This window comes from Croceicoccus pelagius (genome assembly GCF_001661915.1).
In the GTDB taxonomy this organism is placed as follows: domain Bacteria; phylum Pseudomonadota; class Alphaproteobacteria; order Sphingomonadales; family Sphingomonadaceae; genus Croceicoccus; species Croceicoccus pelagius.
Genome location: NZ_LYWY01000034.1, coordinates 84,679 through 101,194 on the forward strand (window position 1 = coordinate 84,679; position 16,516 = coordinate 101,194).

General features: G+C 63.8%; 16 protein-coding genes and 1 tRNA gene. 14 read left to right on the forward strand and 3 right to left on the reverse strand.

What is annotated here, in order from left to right:
* Positions 1 to 151 precede the first annotated feature (151 nt).
* From A9D15_RS08290 to A9D15_RS08350, 13 genes are all read left to right on the forward strand, one after another.
* Positions 152 to 568, forward strand: coding sequence for a secondary thiamine-phosphate synthase enzyme YjbQ (locus tag A9D15_RS08290; protein ID WP_066763862.1), 417 nt, complete (start codon positions 152 to 154; stop codon positions 566 to 568).
* A 98-nt stretch (positions 569 to 666) separates the two neighbouring features.
* The gene (locus A9D15_RS08295) at positions 667 to 1,467 is read left to right on the forward strand and encodes a transglutaminase-like domain-containing protein (protein WP_066763864.1); all 801 of its coding nucleotides are present in this window, start codon (positions 667 to 669) and stop codon (positions 1,465 to 1,467) included.
* Between the two features lie 213 nt (positions 1,468 to 1,680).
* Complete coding sequence (zwf, locus tag A9D15_RS08300; RefSeq protein WP_066763866.1) at positions 1,681 to 3,132, forward strand: glucose-6-phosphate dehydrogenase; 1,452 nt, start codon at positions 1,681 to 1,683, stop codon at positions 3,130 to 3,132.
* 124 nt (positions 3,133 to 3,256) lie between these two features.
* Entirely contained in the window at positions 3,257 to 5,128 is a 1,872-nt protein-coding gene (gene edd / locus A9D15_RS08305; RefSeq protein WP_373283498.1) for a phosphogluconate dehydratase, read from the forward strand.
* Between the two features lie 36 nt (positions 5,129 to 5,164).
* Entirely contained in the window at positions 5,165 to 5,776 is a 612-nt protein-coding gene (eda, locus tag A9D15_RS08310) for a bifunctional 4-hydroxy-2-oxoglutarate aldolase/2-dehydro-3-deoxy-phosphogluconate aldolase (RefSeq protein ID WP_066763867.1), read from the forward strand.
* 11 nt (positions 5,777 to 5,787) lie between these two features.
* Positions 5,788 to 8,586, forward strand: a complete 2,799-nt coding sequence (locus A9D15_RS08315; RefSeq protein WP_066763869.1) for a phosphoenolpyruvate carboxylase — start codon at positions 5,788 to 5,790, stop codon at positions 8,584 to 8,586.
* A gap of 38 nt (positions 8,587 to 8,624) precedes the next feature.
* On the forward strand, positions 8,625 to 9,599 hold the full coding sequence (locus tag A9D15_RS08320) for a bile acid:sodium symporter family protein (protein WP_066763870.1): 975 nt from the start codon (positions 8,625 to 8,627) through the stop codon (positions 9,597 to 9,599).
* Positions 9,600 to 9,634: 35 nt separating this feature from the next.
* Positions 9,635 to 10,543 carry an acetylglutamate kinase gene (gene argB / locus A9D15_RS08325; protein WP_066763871.1) on the forward strand — a complete coding sequence of 303 codons (909 nt, stop codon included), beginning with the start codon at positions 9,635 to 9,637 and terminating at the stop codon, positions 10,541 to 10,543.
* A complete protein-coding gene (locus A9D15_RS08330; protein WP_066763873.1) occupies positions 10,543 to 11,025 on the forward strand; it encodes a hypothetical protein in 483 nt (160 codons plus the stop codon). Before argB ends, A9D15_RS08330 begins: the two co-directional genes overlap by 1 nt.
* Positions 11,026 to 11,135: 110 nt before the next feature.
* Positions 11,136 to 11,429: a YggT family protein gene (locus A9D15_RS08335; protein WP_066764217.1), complete on the forward strand. Its 294-nt coding sequence runs from the start codon at positions 11,136 to 11,138 to the stop codon at positions 11,427 to 11,429.
* Positions 11,429 to 12,301 carry a bifunctional methylenetetrahydrofolate dehydrogenase/methenyltetrahydrofolate cyclohydrolase FolD gene (gene folD / locus A9D15_RS08340; protein ID WP_172807497.1) on the forward strand — a complete coding sequence of 291 codons (873 nt, stop codon included), beginning with the start codon at positions 11,429 to 11,431 and terminating at the stop codon, positions 12,299 to 12,301. The genes A9D15_RS08335 and folD overlap by 1 nt, the downstream gene beginning before the upstream one ends.
* Positions 12,301 to 12,999 carry a Cif family virulence factor gene (locus A9D15_RS08345; protein WP_066763875.1) on the forward strand — a complete coding sequence of 233 codons (699 nt, stop codon included), beginning with the start codon at positions 12,301 to 12,303 and terminating at the stop codon, positions 12,997 to 12,999. The genes folD and A9D15_RS08345 overlap by 1 nt, the downstream gene beginning before the upstream one ends.
* A gap of 3 nt (positions 13,000 to 13,002) precedes the next feature.
* The gene (locus A9D15_RS08350; RefSeq protein ID WP_066763877.1) at positions 13,003 to 13,638 is read left to right on the forward strand and encodes a MarC family protein; all 636 of its coding nucleotides are present in this window, start codon (positions 13,003 to 13,005) and stop codon (positions 13,636 to 13,638) included.
* A gap of 4 nt (positions 13,639 to 13,642) precedes the next feature.
* On the opposite strand, the gene A9D15_RS08355 is transcribed toward A9D15_RS08350, so the two are convergent.
* Positions 13,643 to 14,266 (reverse strand): LON peptidase substrate-binding domain-containing protein, encoded by a 624-nt coding sequence (locus tag A9D15_RS08355; RefSeq protein WP_066763878.1) that lies wholly within the window; start codon positions 14,264 to 14,266, stop codon positions 13,643 to 13,645.
* A gap of 13 nt (positions 14,267 to 14,279) precedes the next feature.
* The gene (locus tag A9D15_RS08360; RefSeq protein WP_066763879.1) at positions 14,280 to 15,188 is read right to left on the reverse strand and encodes a tetratricopeptide repeat protein; all 909 of its coding nucleotides are present in this window, start codon (positions 15,186 to 15,188) and stop codon (positions 14,280 to 14,282) included.
* A gap of 224 nt (positions 15,189 to 15,412) precedes the next feature.
* Between A9D15_RS08360 and A9D15_RS08365 the strand changes: the two genes are divergently transcribed.
* A tRNA-Gly gene (locus A9D15_RS08365) sits at positions 15,413 to 15,487 on the forward strand.
* A gap of 81 nt (positions 15,488 to 15,568) precedes the next feature.
* Here the strand turns inward: A9D15_RS08365 and A9D15_RS08370 are convergent.
* A complete protein-coding gene (locus tag A9D15_RS08370) occupies positions 15,569 to 16,426 on the reverse strand; it encodes a DUF2785 domain-containing protein (RefSeq protein WP_066763880.1) in 858 nt (285 codons plus the stop codon).
* Positions 16,427 to 16,516 lie beyond the last annotated feature (90 nt).

The following is a 16,516-nucleotide window of genomic DNA, read 5'->3' on the forward strand; positions in this document are numbered from 1 at the left end:
AAAATTTGAAATATTCCGTCATGACATTGCCGCAACAGTGCAGCATGGCTGAATTACGAAGGTAAACCGCGGTTTCGCACACTGCACTCGCAGGGTTCGAAACGGGCGGTGGACCTGTGCAAAACATGACGAACTTGCGAGTACGACCGCGATGCGACAGGCACTGACCACATTGGACACCGAAACTCGTGGCCGCGAACTTGTAGAAATTACGCGCATGGTTGCTGCCTGGGTGGCCCGAAGCGGTATCGAGACCGGCCTCCTCACCGTCTTCTGCAAGCATACGTCGGCATCGCTGACGATACAGGAAAACGCGGCGCCCGAAGTGCGGCGCGACATCGTCGACTGGCTCGACCGGATCGCGCCAGAGGACGGCGGATGGAACCATGACGACGAGGGACCGGACGACATGCCCGCGCACCTCAAATCGATCCTGACAGGCATTTCGCTGACGATCCCTGTCGCCTCGGGCAGGCCGACGCTGGGGACATGGCAAGGCATCTACCTTGTCGAACATCGCACACGCCCGCACGTCCGGCAGGTCGTGCTGCATCTTTTCGGCGAATAATCTTTCAATAAGCCGGATAGCTTTGTGGGCGCCTGCGTTGTGGGCGGTAAAGGGGCGTTTGTGCCCTGCCCCCCCATCAGCGATCCAAAGAGTTACCAATGGCCATCACGATCAAGTCGTCCATCGCCTATAATTTTGCCGCCCCCACCGATTTCCTGCTCCAGATGGAAGCAGCCGTCATTCCCGAACAGGTCCTGACGGGCCCCGGCCTCACCCTCACCCCGACCGAGCATACCGCCCGCGTTGCCGGAGAGGACGCGATCGGCGAGCGTATCTGGCTGCGCTGTTCGGGCGAGTTCCGCGCCGACTACGAGATCACGGCAGAGATCGAGCGAGCGCTTCCCGATATCTCGCAACTCCCCTCGATGCTGCCGCACGAGCTGCCAAGCGAAGCCGTGCCCTACCTGTTCGATTCCCGCTTCTGCCCGGCAGACCAGTTCCACAGCTTCATCGAGGCCGAGTTCGGGGACCTTCAGGGCGGTGCGCGGGTTGCCGCGATCCACGACTGGGTCGCGCGCAAGTTCACGTATACCCCCGGTTCCAGCACGGCGACGACGACGGCGCTCGACAGCTTCGTCGAGCGTCAGGGCGTGTGCCGCGACTATGCCCATGTCGTCATCACGATGGTGCGCGCATCGGGCATCCCGGCGCGATATGTCAGTTGCTATGCCCCCAATGTCGAACCGCAGGATTTCCATGCGGTCGCAGAGGTCTTCCTTGCCGATCCGGCAGGCCCTCCGGGAACCGGCAGCTGGCATCTAGTCGATGCAACCGAGATGGCGGACCGTGCCAAGATTGTGAAGATCGGCGTCGGGCGCGATGCGGCCGAAGTCAGCTTCCTAACCAGCTATGGCATGGCCGAATTCATCGACAAGCAGATCACCGTGACAGAGACCTGACGGGTGGGGAGATACCCTCCCCACTATCTGCCTTGCATACGTATTTGCTTGTTGTGAACGTTCTCAAAGCTATCTATGACTTTTCATATATCGCATTGTGGCGCGTGGAAGCCCCTGCTTCCCAAGCTTTGCTGCAATTGCTAACACAGGGTCCGAAGGCCCGAGCGGGAGACGACAAGCGACCATGTGCATCCCAGTTCTGCGGTTCCCCGCATGATCTTTTCGGCGAACAAGCTTCTCCTCTTCGGCGCGACCGGGGATCTGTCGCAGCGCATGTTGCTTCCCTCGCTTTGCGCCCTCGCGTCCGATGGCCTGCTTCCCGACAATATCGACATCATCGGCACGGCGCGTTCTGAATATACCGACGAAAGCTTCTGCAACTTCGCGGCAGAGGCGCTGGCCAAGTTCCTTCCCGCCGGGCGCAAGGTCGACATCGACGGCTTCCTGTCGAAGCTGCGCTATCAGGATCTGGACGCCTCGACGCCTGAAGGTTTCGACACGCTTGCCAAGTGTGCCGGCCCCATCGGAACGCAAGAGAACGAAGGCCTCTCGATCTTCCTGTCGACCGCACCCTCGCTGTTCGAACCTACGATCAAGGGCCTTGCCGCCAACGGCCTGGCAACCGGAAACGTGCGTATCGGGCTGGAAAAGCCGCTGGGCGTCGATCTTGCCAGTTCGTGCCAGATCAACGACGCGGTCGCCTCGGCATTTTCCGAAGACCGGATTTTCCGCATCGACCACTATCTCGGCAAGGAAACGGTCCAGAACCTGCTTGCCCTGCGCTTTGCCAACATCATGTTCGAACCTCTGTGGAACGCGGCGCACATCGACCATGTCCAGATCACCGTGGCCGAAACCGTGGGCCTTGAATCCCGCGTCGGTTACTACGACGGCAGCGGCGCGCTGCGCGACATGGTGCAGAACCATATCCTGCAGCTCCTCGCGCTCGTCGCGATGGAACCGCCGACCAGCTTCGACGCGACGGCGGTTCGTGACGAAAAGGTGAAAGTCCTGCGCGCCCTGCGCCCGATCCAGCCGAACGAGACCGTGACCGGCCAGTACCGCGCAGGCGCCATCAACGGCGAGGCTGTGCCCGGTTATGACGAGGAACTGGGCCGGGATAGCGAGACCGAGACCTTCGTCGCCCTGAAGGCCCATATCGATAACTGGCGTTGGAAGGGTGTCCCCTTCTATATGCGAACCGGCAAGCGCCTGCCCGAACGCACGACCGAGATCATCGTGAAGTTCCGCGACGTGCCTTTCTCGATCTTCGAGGATCGCGGCGCGAAGACGCTGCCCAACACGCTCGTCATCGGCATCCAGCCGCGTGAGAACATCCGTCTTTCGCTGATGGCCAAAGTGCCGGGGCTGGACCGTGGCGGCATTCGCTTGCGCCAAGTCCCGCTCGACATTGCCATGCCCGATGCCTTTGCAGGTCCGGAACGCCGCATCGCTTATGAACGCCTGCTGCTCGATCTTGTCGAGGGTGACCAGACGCTGTTCGTGCGCCGTGACGAAGTCGAAGCCCAGTGGAACTGGATCGACGGCATCCGCGAAACATGGGACGAGGCGAATATCACGCCAAAGACATATACAGCCGGTAGCTGGGGGCCGTCCGCCGCCATCGCGCTGGCCGAGCGTGACGGGGTCACCTGGCACGAATAGCCAATGACCACTTAAGTTTTGGAAACCGGTATCGCAGTCAAAAAACCCGGCATTTCCAAAAGAGCGTGAGCCGAAGCCTGCCGGCACGCGGCGATCGCCTGACAAGTGCAACGCGGAAACCGGGATGAGGGAGCCCGGCCCGCCCGAACAAGACCGAAGGAAGACCGTGGCCGAACTGCACCCCACCCTCGCCCGCGTGACAGAGCGCATCGTCCTACGCAGCCGCGACAGCCGTGGCCGATACCTCGACCTCATGGCGCGGGAGGCCGATCGCCATCCCGACCGCACGGCACTCGCCTGCTCGAACCTTGCCCACGGGTTCGCCGCGATGGGAGACGACAAGGCCACGATCAGTGGCGGCAAGGCACCCAACCTGGCCATCGTCACTGCCTACAACGACATGCTTTCGGCACATCAGCCCTATGGCCGCTATCCCGAGGCGATGAAGATCTACGCCCGCGAAGTGGGCGCGACGATGCAGGTTGCAGGCGGCGTTCCGGCCATGTGCGACGGCGTCACTCAGGGTCAGGACGGCATGGACCTGTCGCTGTTCAGCCGCGACACGATCGCGATGGGCACGGCGATCGCACTCAGCCACGAAATGTACGACGGCATGGCCCTGCTCGGCATCTGCGACAAGATCGTGCCGGGCCTGCTGATCGGCGCACTGCGTTTCGGACACCTTGCCTGCATTCTCGTCCCCTCGGGCCCCATGCCCAGCGGGATAGGCAACAAGGAGAAGCAGAAGACCCGCCAGCTCTATGCAGAAGGCAAGGTCGGGCGTGACGAGCTGCTCGCCAGCGAGAGCGCAAGCTATCACGCGCCGGGCACCTGTACGTTCTATGGTACCGCCAACTCCAACCAGATGATGATGGAGATGATGGGTCTGCACATGCCGGGCGCGGCGTTCATTCCGCCGAACACGCCGCTGCGTTCGGCTCTCACCCGCGCCGCGGTGCATCAGCTGGCGAAGATTTCGACGCGCGGGTCCGACCCGCGTCCGCTGTCGGCCTGTGTCGACGAAAAGGCGATCGTGAACGCCATCGTCGGTCTGCTTGCCACGGGCGGTTCGACCAATCACGCACTCCACTTGCCCGCGATCGCCCGTGCTGCCGGCGTGCAGATCGACTGGGAAGACTTCGACGAACTGTCGAAGGCGGTTCCGCTCATCACCCGCGTCTATCCCAACGGCACCGGCGACGTGAACGCGTTCCACGCGGCGGGCGGCATGGGCTATGTCATCCGCGAACTGCTCGATTCCGGCCTTGCTCATGACGACATCGTCACCGTCGGCGGCGGCAGCCTGTCGGACCAGGCGCAGGAGCCGGTCATGAACGACAAGGACCTGTCTTGGCAGGCCGCGCCTGCAACCCCGCTTGATCCCACGATGCTCGCGCCCGTGTCCGATCCGTTCAATCCGGACGGCGGCATGCGTCTCCTTACCGGCAACCTCGGCCGCGCCACGATCAAGACGAGCGCGGTGGACGAGGAACGCTGGGTGATCGAGGCACCGGCCCGCGTGTTCGAAACGCAGGAAGTCGTCGCCAAGGCGTTCAAGGCGGGCGAGCTCGACCGCGATGTTGTTGTCGTCGTCCGCTTCCAGGGCCCGCGTGCAAACGGCATGCCCGAACTCCACAAGCTGACCCCGCCGCTGGGCGTTCTTCAGGATCGCGGTTTCAAGGTGGCGCTGGTCACCGATGGCCGCATGTCGGGCGCATCGGGCAAAGTCCCCGCCGCGATCCACTGCACCCCCGAGGCGCTAGCCGATGCAGGCGGCAACAGCGGTCCGCTCGCCTACGTACAGGACGGCGACGTGATCCGCGTCGATGCGCACAACGGCACACTTTCGACGACTGCCGACCTCTCGGCGCGCCAGCCCGCCGCCGCTCCGCCCGCCGCTTGGGGCGTGGGCCGCGAACTCTTTGCCATGATGCGCGCCGGTGCCGACGGCGCGGAAAAGGGCGGCTCTGCCATGCTGGCGCTCGCCGGTCTCTGACCGGGCAACTTCGACCTTATTAAAACAGGGAACACGATGACCGACATTCACTCCATCATGACGAAAGCGCCTGTCATTCCGGTCCTCGTGATCGACGATGTCGACGATGCGATCCCCGTGGCCGAAGCGCTTGTCGAAGGCGGTCTGCCATGCCTTGAAGTTACGCTGCGCACGCCCTGCGCGCTCGACGTGATCGAGGCGATGAAGACCGTCCCTGGCGCAATCGTGGGTGCAGGAACCGTCCTGTCGACCAAGGATCTCGAAAAGGTCCTGCGCGCAGGGGTCGAGTTCGTCGTGTCCCCCGGCCTCACCGAAAATCTCGGCCGCGCGGCCAAGGATGCGGGCGTGCCGTTCCTCCCCGGCGTGGCGACAAGCGCGGAGATCATGGAAGGCCTCGACATGGGGCTTTCGCATTTCAAGTTCTTCCCGGCAGAGGCGAATGGCGGGCTGCCCGCTTTGAAAGCCATCGCCGCGCCGTTCGGCATGGCGAAATTCTGCCCGACGGGCGGCGTCTCGTTAAAAACCGCGCCCGAATGGCTTTCTCACCCGCAGATCCTGTGTGTCGGCGGAAGCTGGGTCGCGCCCAAGGGGGCCGACAAGGACACCATCCGCAAGCTCGCCGCCGAAGCTGCCGCAATTCAGCCCTAAAGGGGAACCGCATGAACCCGAAGATCGCCGAGCTCCACGACCGTCTTCGCGAACTGCATTCGCGGACCCGCGAAACACCGCTGTTCAACCCGGTATTCCAGCTAGGTCTCGAATTCTCGCGAAAGCTTGAAACGGGCGAGATCGACCTTGCCGAAATCAACAGCCTGGTCAGCGCGCTCGAATGCGAAGGCCTGCAGGCCCGCGCACAGAAGCTCGACCGCCTGCTTGCGCCGATGGCGCCGGACGCGAACCTCAAGGTCTTCGAGGAACAGCCCGAGGATTTCGCAAGCTTTGCCGCGCGGTGGAACAATCCCCTGCTCCACGTGGTCTTCACCGCACACCCGACTTTCCTGCTGACGCCCGCACAGGCAGGGGCAGTCGCCAAGGCGGCGACCGAGGGCGAAGTCGACGGCGACACCGCCTGCGTCGCCCCGCACGAGCGGACGATGATCACGCTCGATTCCGAACATGACGCCGCGATGTCGGCAATGTCCCGCGCGCAGGGCGCCCGCGACCGGATCGTGCGCACCCTGTTCGAACAGGCACGCGGGAAGTGGCCATCCGAATGGAAGAGCTTTGCCCCCACGCCAGTCCGCCTGGCCACATGGGTCGGTTACGACATGGACGGGCGCACCGACATCGGGTGGAACACCTCGATCCGCTATCGCCTTCAGGAAAAGGCCGAGCGCCTCGCCTCCTACGCCGCGATGCTCGCTCAGGACGCCCCCGAGATTGCCGGACGCCTGTCGGCTGCTGCTGAACATACCGGCGAAATGGCGGCGATGTTCGCCAAGGACCTGTCGGACCCTGCGCTCCTTTCGCACACCGCAAATTCGCTGACGGCGGATAATCCGGCCAAGATCGTTTCGCTCGCGCCCGTCATCTCTGAACTGGAAGCGATGGCCGACGATGCCGACGAGGATACCGCGACCACCCTGCTGACCGCCGCTGCCGCCATGCGTGCCGACGGGCTGGGCATGGGCCTCATCCATTTCCGCGTGAACTCCAGCCAGCTGCAAAACGCGATCCGCCGCCGGGTGGACCCCGAATCCAAGCTCGACCTGTCGAGCCAGGCTGCGCTCAACACGATCCGCACCGCGCTAGAGGATGTCACGCCGCTCAACGCCAATTTCGCCGCGCTGGCGATCGAGGGCAGCACCGCGATCCGTCAGTTCCTCGCGATGCAGCAGATCCTGAAGCACATCGATGCCGACGCGCCGATCCGCATGCTGATCGCCGAATGCGAGCAGCCGCAGACGGTGCTCGCCGCGCTCTACTTCGCCAAGCTGTTCGGGATCGAGGACAAGGTCGACGTCTCGCCTTTGTTCGAGACCGAGGCCGCGCTGGAACACGGCGGCCGCTTCCTCGACGCCCTTCTAGCCGAGGACGAATACCGCACTTACGCGCGCAAGCGTGGCCGCGTCTGCATCCAGACCGGATTTTCCGACGCGGGCCGCTTTGTCGGGCAGATCCCCGCCAGCCTTGCCATTGAACGCCTTCAGGGCCGCCTTGCCGACGCGATGAAGGCGAACGGGCTTTCGGGCAAAGACGGGGCGGATGTCGCTGCGCTCATCTTCAACACCCACGGCGAATCGATGGGCCGCGGCGCGCATCCCGCGTCGATGAAGGACCGGCTGGAATGGCCGCTTTCGCCCTGGGCTCGCCGCCGTTTCGTGCGCGCAGGCATCCGGCTCGAACCCGAAGTCAGCTTTCAGGGCGGTGACGGTTACCTCTGGTTCGGCACGCCCGAACTCGCGCTCGCCACGCTGTCGCGCATTGCCGAAAACCCGCCGACCGATGCGGACCCCGATGCGCCGACCGACCAGTTCTATCGCCGCACCGACCTCAGTCTCGATTTCTATCGTGCGATCCGGCGCGTGCAGAACATGCACCTGGTCTCGGCGACCTACAGCCGTGCTATCACGGCCTTCGGTCTCGGCCTGCTGAACGATACCGGCAGCCGCCGTTCGCGCCGCCAGTCGGACCTTGCTTCCGACCGCAAGATGAGCCTGCGCCAGATCCGCGCGATCCCGCACAACGCCATCCTGCAACAGCTTGGCTATCCGGTGAACATCATCGCCGGCTTCGGTACGGCGGCGGAAAACAACATCGAGGAAATCGCCGAGCTTCTCTCCACCAGCGAACGCGGCAAGCAGCTCCTGCGCCTCGTCCGCGCGGCAGACGCGCTGGCCAGCATCAAGACGGTGGCCGCCTATGGCGAGCTGTTCAATTCCGCCTACTGGGCCAGCCGACCCTATCGCGGGACGGAAAAGCACCTCACCGATCCGTGCCTGATCCTTGCCGACTACCTGACGAAGGACGACCGCGTCGGCACCTTCCGCCGCCTCGCCAGCCGGCTTCGCGTCGATGCCATGCACCTCCACAAGCTGATGGACGCGATCCCCGGCGCGACCGACGAATGGGGCCCGGCGACGACGGACCGTGAGCACAAGCGCCGCTCTATCGGCGTGCTTCAGGCGCTGCGTCTCGCGCTATTGCAGCACATGTTTCTGAAGGCGGTGCAGGTACCGGTCTTCTCGCGGTCGAACGACATCAGCCGCGAGGACGTTCTGGAGATGGTCTTCACGCTGCGCATCGACGATGCCTTGTCGCAGATGCGCCGCGCCTTCCCGACCAGCTTCCCCTCGATCGACGATTTCGAGATCGCGGAGGACAGCCAGTATCCCGATGGCAGCGACAGCGGTTATCACGCCATCCGGCGCGATTTCATCGATCCGATCGAGAATGCCTATGCACTCGTGCTCAGGATCGGTACCGCGATCGCGAACGAGTTCGGCGCACACGGCTGAACTCCACCGCCCAAGGTCCGAACGTCGGAAGGAAAGTCATGGCAGTTCCGCTGGCCCGTTTCCGGCCCGATCCTTTCGTTCTGTCGCTATTCGCCGCGATCGTCCTCGCCTCGCTCCTGCCGCCGCGCGGAATCATGGCGGACGTATTCGCATGGGCGGCGGACGCGGGGATCGTACTGCTCTTCTTCCTCCACGGCGCAAAGCTATCGCGTGAGGCGATCGTCGGCGGGGTGACGCACTGGCGACTGCACCTCGTCATCCTTGCCGTGACTTTCGCATTCTTCCCGGTCTGCACGATCCTCCTCTCCACCGTACCGGGCCTCGACGAGAATCTCGCGCGCGGGCTCGTCTTCATCGGCGCTGTACCATCCACGATGCAGAGCGCGGTCGCGTTTACTGCAATGGCGGGCGGTAACGTGGCAGGCGCGGTCTGCGCGGCGGCGATATCGAACATGGCTGCGGTTTTCGTCACGCCTTCGCTTTCAGCGCTGATGGCGGGCGGCAGCGGCGGCGCGGAGATTTCCGGCACGGCAGCGCTGCGCATCATTCTTCAGCTTCTTGTGCCCTTCATCGTCGGGCACATGCTGCGCCCCGTCATCGGCGACTTCGTCACACGCCACAAGAAAGCCGTGGGGTTGGCAGACAAGGGCACCATCGTCCTGATTGTCTTCGTCGCCTTTGGCGCATCGGTACGCGAAGGCCTTTGGCAGCGCACCGGCATCGAGGAACTAGCCCTCGTCATCGCGCTGTGCCTGGTCCTGCTTGTCGCGGTGTTCACGGCAGCGGCGCTGGCCGGTCGCTATCTCGGCTTTTCGCGGGAGGATCGGATTACGATCCAGTTCGCAGGTTCCAAGAAAAGCCTTGCCGCCGGTGTCGCCTTTGCCGGTGTCCTGTTCCCGCCCGCCAGTGTCGGCGCGGTCATGCTGCCATTGATGATCTTTCACCAGGCCCAGATGATCGTCTCGGCACTTCTGGCAGCACGATGGGCCCGCGAAGGCGTGCAAAGCGATTGATTGCACTGCGCCATGCGTGCAATGGCGCTGCCACTATGGTCGATCCTCTGAACCCCAGCGACAAGGCGGTACTCGCCAAGGCAGAAATCCTTGTAGAGGCGCTTCCCTATATCAAGCGATATGCGGGGCGGACTTTCGTCATCAAGTACGGCGGCCACGCGATGGGAAATCCCGAGGCAGCGCAGGACTTTGCCGAAGATGTCGTGCTGCTGGGCGCGGTAGGCATCAACGTCGTCGTCGTCCACGGCGGCGGGCCGCAGATCGGGGCCATGTTGAAGAAGCTTGGCGTCGAATCAAGCTTTGTCGATGGCCTTCGCGTCACCGACAAACAGACCGCCGAGATCGCGGAGATGGTCCTGTCGGGCCGGATCAACAAGGAACTCGTCAGCTGGATCGCCAATGCCGGCGGCCGCGCCATCGGCATTTCAGGCAAGGACGGCGGGCTGGTGAAGGCGACAAAGGTCCACCGCACCCGCAAGGACCCGGACAGCCTGATCGAACAGGTCGTGGATCTCGGCTTCGTTGGCGAACCGCAACACGTCGACACGCGGATCATCGATACCGCCGTCAGCTCGGGCCTGATCCCCGTCATCGCGCCGATCGGCGTGGGGGATGACGGCCATACCTACAACATCAATGCCGACACCATGGCCGGCGCCATCGCCGCCGCCGTCGGCGCGGCCCGCCTGTTCCTGCTGACCGACGTTCCGGGCGTTCTCGATAAGCAGGGCGGTCTCCTGACCGATCTGACGCCGAGCGCCATCGCCAACCTCAAGGAAGACGGCACGATCAGCGGCGGCATGATCCCCAAGCTGGAAACCTGCGTACAGGCGGTCGAGGCCGGATGCGACGCGGCCGTCGTCCTCGACGGGCGCGTGCCCCACGCCATGCTGCTCGAAATCTTTACCGAGCGCGGCGCCGGTACGCTGATCCGGAACGACTGATGCACAAGCTCGCCATCGTCGCCGCATGCATCGCGCTGGCCGCGTGCTCGCAAGGTAGCGAACCTGCTGGGCAGTCAGGCGATATGGTCGAGGTCACGCCGACGCCGGAGGCAACCGAAACCGCGAGCCTGCCGCCCCTGCCCGGCCCTGCCGACACCGATCCGCAGGCGCTGCTCGATTACTGGAAGGCGGCTGTCGAAAGTGGCGACTACGCCGCGGCGGCGCTCGCCTGGCACGATCCTTCGCTGGCCGGTACCGAGGATTACGGGCAGGCGACGCTGCGCGTGACTTACGGCGAAGGCCAGCTGGAAGGCGCGGCAGGCTCGAGCTACCTGATCGTTCCCGTGACGCTGAGCGCGACCGGCCCCAACGGCGAATCGATCGATCGCACCGGCATGATGACCGCCAAGCGCGTGAACAACGTGCCGGGCGCGAGCGAGGAACAGCTTAGCTGGCGTATCCGTTCTCTGATCTGGGACTGATCGCGCAGCTCTTTTCGGCAGGTCCAGGCGTATTGGGTGGTTGATACACCGCCCACCCCTCGGCTAGACGCAGAAAGGCAAGCCCCCATTGCCGCCAAGGATATTCGCGCGTGCTCCTGCTTACCCTTATCCAGATCATCGACCTGCTCGTTTCAGTCGTCGTCTTCCTGGTCATCATCCAGTTCGTGCTGTCGTTGCTGATCGCGTTCAATGTGGTCAACACGTCGAACCAGTTTGTCGCAGCGATCTACACCGCGGTGAACGCCCTGCTCGAACCGATATTGCGGCCGATCAGGAAGATCATGCCCAATACCGGCGCGATCGATTTCTCGCCGCTGGTGCTGATCATCGGGCTCAATGTCCTGCAGATCATCCTGCGCAATCTTGCGGTGGCGGGCTACTGATGGCCGACATCATCGACGGAAAGGCCTTTGCCGCCGATTTGCGCGGCAAAGTGGCCGAAGGCGTTGCCGAATTCAGCGCGAAGGCGGGCCGCAAGCCCGGCCTCGCGGTCGTGCTGGTGGGCGAAGATCCGGCCAGTCAGATCTATGTGCGTAACAAGCACAAGGCGACCGTGGCTGCGGGCATGGAAAGCTTCGAACACCGCCTGCCTGCCGACACCACGCAGGAAGACCTGCTCGCACTCGTCGCGCAGTTGAACGCCGATCCGGCGGTGGACGGTATCCTCGTCCAGCTTCCCCTGCCCAAGGGGCTTGATGAAAACGCGGTGATCCAGGCGATCGATCCGGACAAAGATGTCGACGGTTTCACCACGGCCAGCGCAGGGCGCTTGATGACCGGGCTGCCCGGCTTCGTCGCCTGCACCCCGCTCGGCTGCCTGATGCTGCTGAAGGACCGGCTGGGTGACCTGTCGGGCAAGACCGCAGTTATCATCGGACGCTCCAACATCGTGGGCAAGCCGATGGCCCAACTGCTGCTGCGCGAAAGCTGCACCGTCACCATCGCGCATAGCCGCACCAAGGACCTGCCCGATGTCGTGCGGGCTGCGGACATCGTTGTCGCTGCCGTCGGGCGTCCCGAAATGGTCAAGGGCGACTGGCTGAAGCCGGGCGCGACCGTGATCGACGTTGGCATTAACCGCGTTCCGGCTGCGGACGAAGGCAAGACGAAGCTCGTTGGCGATGTTGACTTTGCCAGCGCGAGCGAGACTGTCGGCGCCATCACCCCCGTTCCCGGCGGCGTCGGCCCGATGACCATCGCCTGCCTGCTCTACAACACGCTCGAAGCTGCAAACCGCCGCGAAGGCCTAGCCTGATGCGTCTTGCAGTCGCTTTGCTCGCTCTGGCGCTGGCCGGTTGCGCCGCTGGCGGCCCGCCTCGTGGCGGACCGGGCGGGCCCGCCCTCAAACCGATCGCACAGCCTGGCGACGTCGTGGCGGCCGAATTGGCCTTTGCGAACATGGCGCAGGAAGAGGGTCAGTGGACCGCGTTCCGCGAATATGCCGCCGAAGACGGCGTGATGTTCGTGCCGCAGATGGTGAATGCAAAGGATTGGCTGAAGAAACGCGAAAATCCGGCTCAGGCGGTCGCGTGGCAACCGCACGAAGTCTGGTCGAGCTGCGACGGATCGGTCAGCGTCACGCGCGGCGCGTGGCAGCGGCCCGACGGCAGCACCGGCTGGTTCACAACCGTCTGGCAGCGCCAGAAGGACGGCGAATACCGCTGGCTGATGGATCACGGCGACACGCTGGCCAAACCGCTGGCAGAACCCGAACTGATCGACGCGCATGTCGCGGACTGCCCGCAACAGCCCTGGCCTCCGGCGCAGGAACTGCTTCAGGCGGTGCCCGGCAATGGCGAATTCTTCGGCGGATCGTCGGATGACCGCACCCTGCGCTGGGGCGGCCGGGTCGACCAGTGGGGCGGCCGCATCGTTACTGTTGACGTCTGGGACGGCGGACAGTTCCAGCGCGTGCTCCACCAGACTGTCGCTCCGCCCAAGGCCGGCGAGTAAGCCATGATCGAGCTTTTCGTTTCCGCCTTCATCACTCTGTTCGTCGTGATCGATCCGCCGGGTTGTGCCCCGATCTATGCGGGCCTGACCGCTGATGCGAACACCGCGCAGCGCCGTTCGATGGCCATTCGCGCAACCGTCATCGCGACGATCATTCTGCTGATTTTCGCATGGTTCGGCGAAGGGCTGCTGGGCGCGCTGCATATCGAGCTCGATTCCTTCCGTATCGCGGGCGGCATCATGCTGTTCGCCATCGCTATCGACATGGTCTTCGAGAAGCGGACAGAGCGCCGCCACGACCGCGCCGACAAGGTCCGCGCCCAGCACGCCGAATCGCCCGAGGTAGAGGACGTCTCGGTGTTTCCGATGGCGATGCCGATGCTGGCAGGCCCGGGCGCGATTGCGTCGATCATGCTGCTGATGGCGCGTGCCTCGACGGTCGAGGAAACGGCGGCCGTGCTCGCCGCTCTGGGTGTTGTAATGGTGTTGACGCTGGCCGCCCTGATCGCCGCGGCGCCGTTGATGCGCTTTTTCGGCGACCAGTTCGAATCGGTTGTGACCCGCCTGCTTGGCGTACTACTGGCAGCGCTCGCCGCCCAGTTCGTGATCGACGGGCTGCGCGGCAGCTTCAACCTCTGACGCTTTACTGGAGCGTTCCAGTCTCGTCGTCGTCGTGGCAGCCGTAGAACTGCATCAGCTGCACCAGCAGCTCGCACCGCTCGTTGAGGTCGTTGGCTTCGAGTAGAGCCTGCTTCGAAGCAGGATCAAACGGCGCAACTTGCGAGATTCCGTTGACGAGCGCCATGTCGTCAAGTCGGGACACCTGCTCCCAATCGACCGAATAACCCTGCCGATCCGCGAACCGGCGCGATTCCTGTTCAAGCGAGGCACGCTCGATCGGGAGCAGCACCGCGTCCTCGTTCTCTTCCAACAGTTCGGCATCGATCTGGCGAAAAGGCGTCGTCACATCCAGTTCGCGCACCGTCCGGAACCGCGCAAGACCATCGAGCACGATGTTGAACCGCCCGTCCTCCAGCGCCTCAACCTCGTCGATGCGGCCCAGGCAGCCGATCTCGAACAGGGGTGAGCCTTCTGCCGGCCGAACGGGCTGGATCATCCCGATCATCCGGTCGCGCGCCAGCGCGTCGGTAACCAGCGCGCGGTAACGCGGCTCGAAAATGTGCAGGGGCAGTTGCAGCCCGGGAAAGAGCAGCGCACCCGACAGGGGAAAGATCGAGATGCGCGAGGTGTCGGTACCGGATCCCATTGGCCTACCGGCGTTATCCAAACAGGATCAGCGAAAGCTTGCGGCGCTGGGCTGCAACCCAAGGGTCTTCGAGGCCGACGGCTTCGAATATCTGGAGCAGCTTGGCCTTGGCCGCGCCTTCCTGCCACTGCGGTTCCGTGCGGATCATCGACAGCAAGGTGTCCGCCGCCTCGTCGCGCGAACCGGCTGCGAAAGCGGCTTCGGCAAAAGCCATCTGCGCTTCCATGTCGGCCGGACGCTCCGCCGCAGCCTTGCGCAGGTTCTCAAGCTCGCTGTCATCGGGCTTGTTCTTGGCCAGCTCCAGCGCGGCAACGGCGCGTACGATCGCAGGGTCCTTGCGGACGTCCTCGGGCAGGCCCGCGATCGCGGCCTCTGCGTCCTCGATATGTCCCGCCTCGATCATGGAACGCAGCAGGCCTGCCTGCGCCTCGATATTGTCGGGTGTCATCTGCACGATCTGCGCAAAGATGCCAGCCGCGCGTTCGGCATCGCCGCCAGCCAGCACTTCCTCGCCCATCGCCAGAAGCGGGGCGACATCCTGTGCCGGTTCATCACCTGCTGCGCCGGACTGAACCGGGAGCTGCGAGAGAAGCTGGTCGAGAATCTGCTTCAGCTGCGATTCGGTGCGCGCCTGCGTGAGGTCGGCCACCGGCTGCCCCTGGAACATGGCGTAAACGGTCGGGATCGAGCGGACCTGGAACTGCGAGGCGATGAACTGTTCTTCGTCGACGTTCACCTTGGCGAGAATCACGCCCTTGTCGGCATATTCCGCGGCGACCTTTTCCAGCACCGGGGTCAGCGCCTTGCACGGCCCGCACCATTCGGCCCAGAAATCGAGAATCACCAGCTTGGTCTTCGACGGCTCGACGATATTGTCGCGGAACCGTTCGACCGCTTTTTGCTCTTCGATGTTGAGGCCCATGCTCGCCAAGGGGGAAATCTCCTGTCTCTTCGTGCTTTGCGCCAGCATCCTGCGGCGTCGATCGTTGCAGGGCAATGTGGGGCAGCGGCCCGGTTTTTCCAAGGGTTCACAAAGAATGTGACGCGGAGTGAATTTTTCCGGTTGCAGGCCTGAAATACCCCTGTTAAAGGCGCGCCTCACCCCGACCGGAAGGGCTTCTTTCCAACCGGTTGCAGGCGTTCAGAGCGGGCGTAGCTCAGGGGTAGAGCACAACCTTGCCAAGGTTGGGGTCGAGGGTTCGAATCCCTTCGCCCGCTCCATTTTCCCACTTGGAAAACGAACGATCGCAGGCGCTTAGGCGCCATGCGGTCTGTTCGCGCACCTGCTTTCCGCGTCGGACCTCAGGGTCCGGTCCGGCTTACGATTCGCTGTGCATGATCGGCCAGCGTAACCACCGGACTGTCGCCCAACCGACCGGAAATCGCCATGATTTCCAGCGCGAAGGCGCGGGCATTGTGCATGCGGATCAACGCCACTTCGTCGGCGTAACGATTGCCTCGCGCCGCTTCCTCTTCGGAATAGAGCGTGTCGAACCACAGCCCCCATTCTTCGTCCGTCATGACCTCTCTGGCGGCCAGATAGATCACCGGTCGGGCCATCCGCGCAGGCTCACCGAAACGATAGGCATGGGATGACGGCGCAACCTTTTGGTGAATGGCGGCGAGCATGCCCTTGCCCGCCTCCGGGTCCAGATCCGGATTCAGCGCCAGTTGCATCATGAGGTCCGCCCCATGCGCGACGCCGTGACGCCAGCCTTCGCCGGGCACGAAACCGCGGTAGTCGGTGATGCTCTCGAGGTAGAGCGCAGCGAACCTTGCAAGCCGGTAACGCTCGTCCTTGTCCAACCACGGCTCGATCCGGTCGGTCCGTGCAACTTCCGCCATGACCAGCACCGCAAACGGCCCCATGAAGCCTGCCTCGTCATGTCCCTCGATGGCAGGGGAAGCCGCCTCGGCCAGCAGATCTATCAGGTCTGCGCGCTTCTCGACCGTCATGCGTCCTGCGCGCAGCGCGGTCACGAAGGCGCTGAAGGCCCCCTCGTCGCGAACGGCGGGGTCGGGCTCTCCCAGGCACGTAACCATGCCCGCCATGTCCTCCCGGCTTCCTGTAACGATCGCTTCGACGGCGTCGAAATCGGTGTCGGCATTGACCAGGGGACAAGCAGCGACGGCGGCAGCAACAAGCAGGCTGATCGGCATGGGTGCAGGTTCTCACCCTGCAGAGCCTTCCTGTCCAGTGCTTGCGATCACCCGATCGCTGCCTATCTGCACAGCGTATCTTTCCCCTCA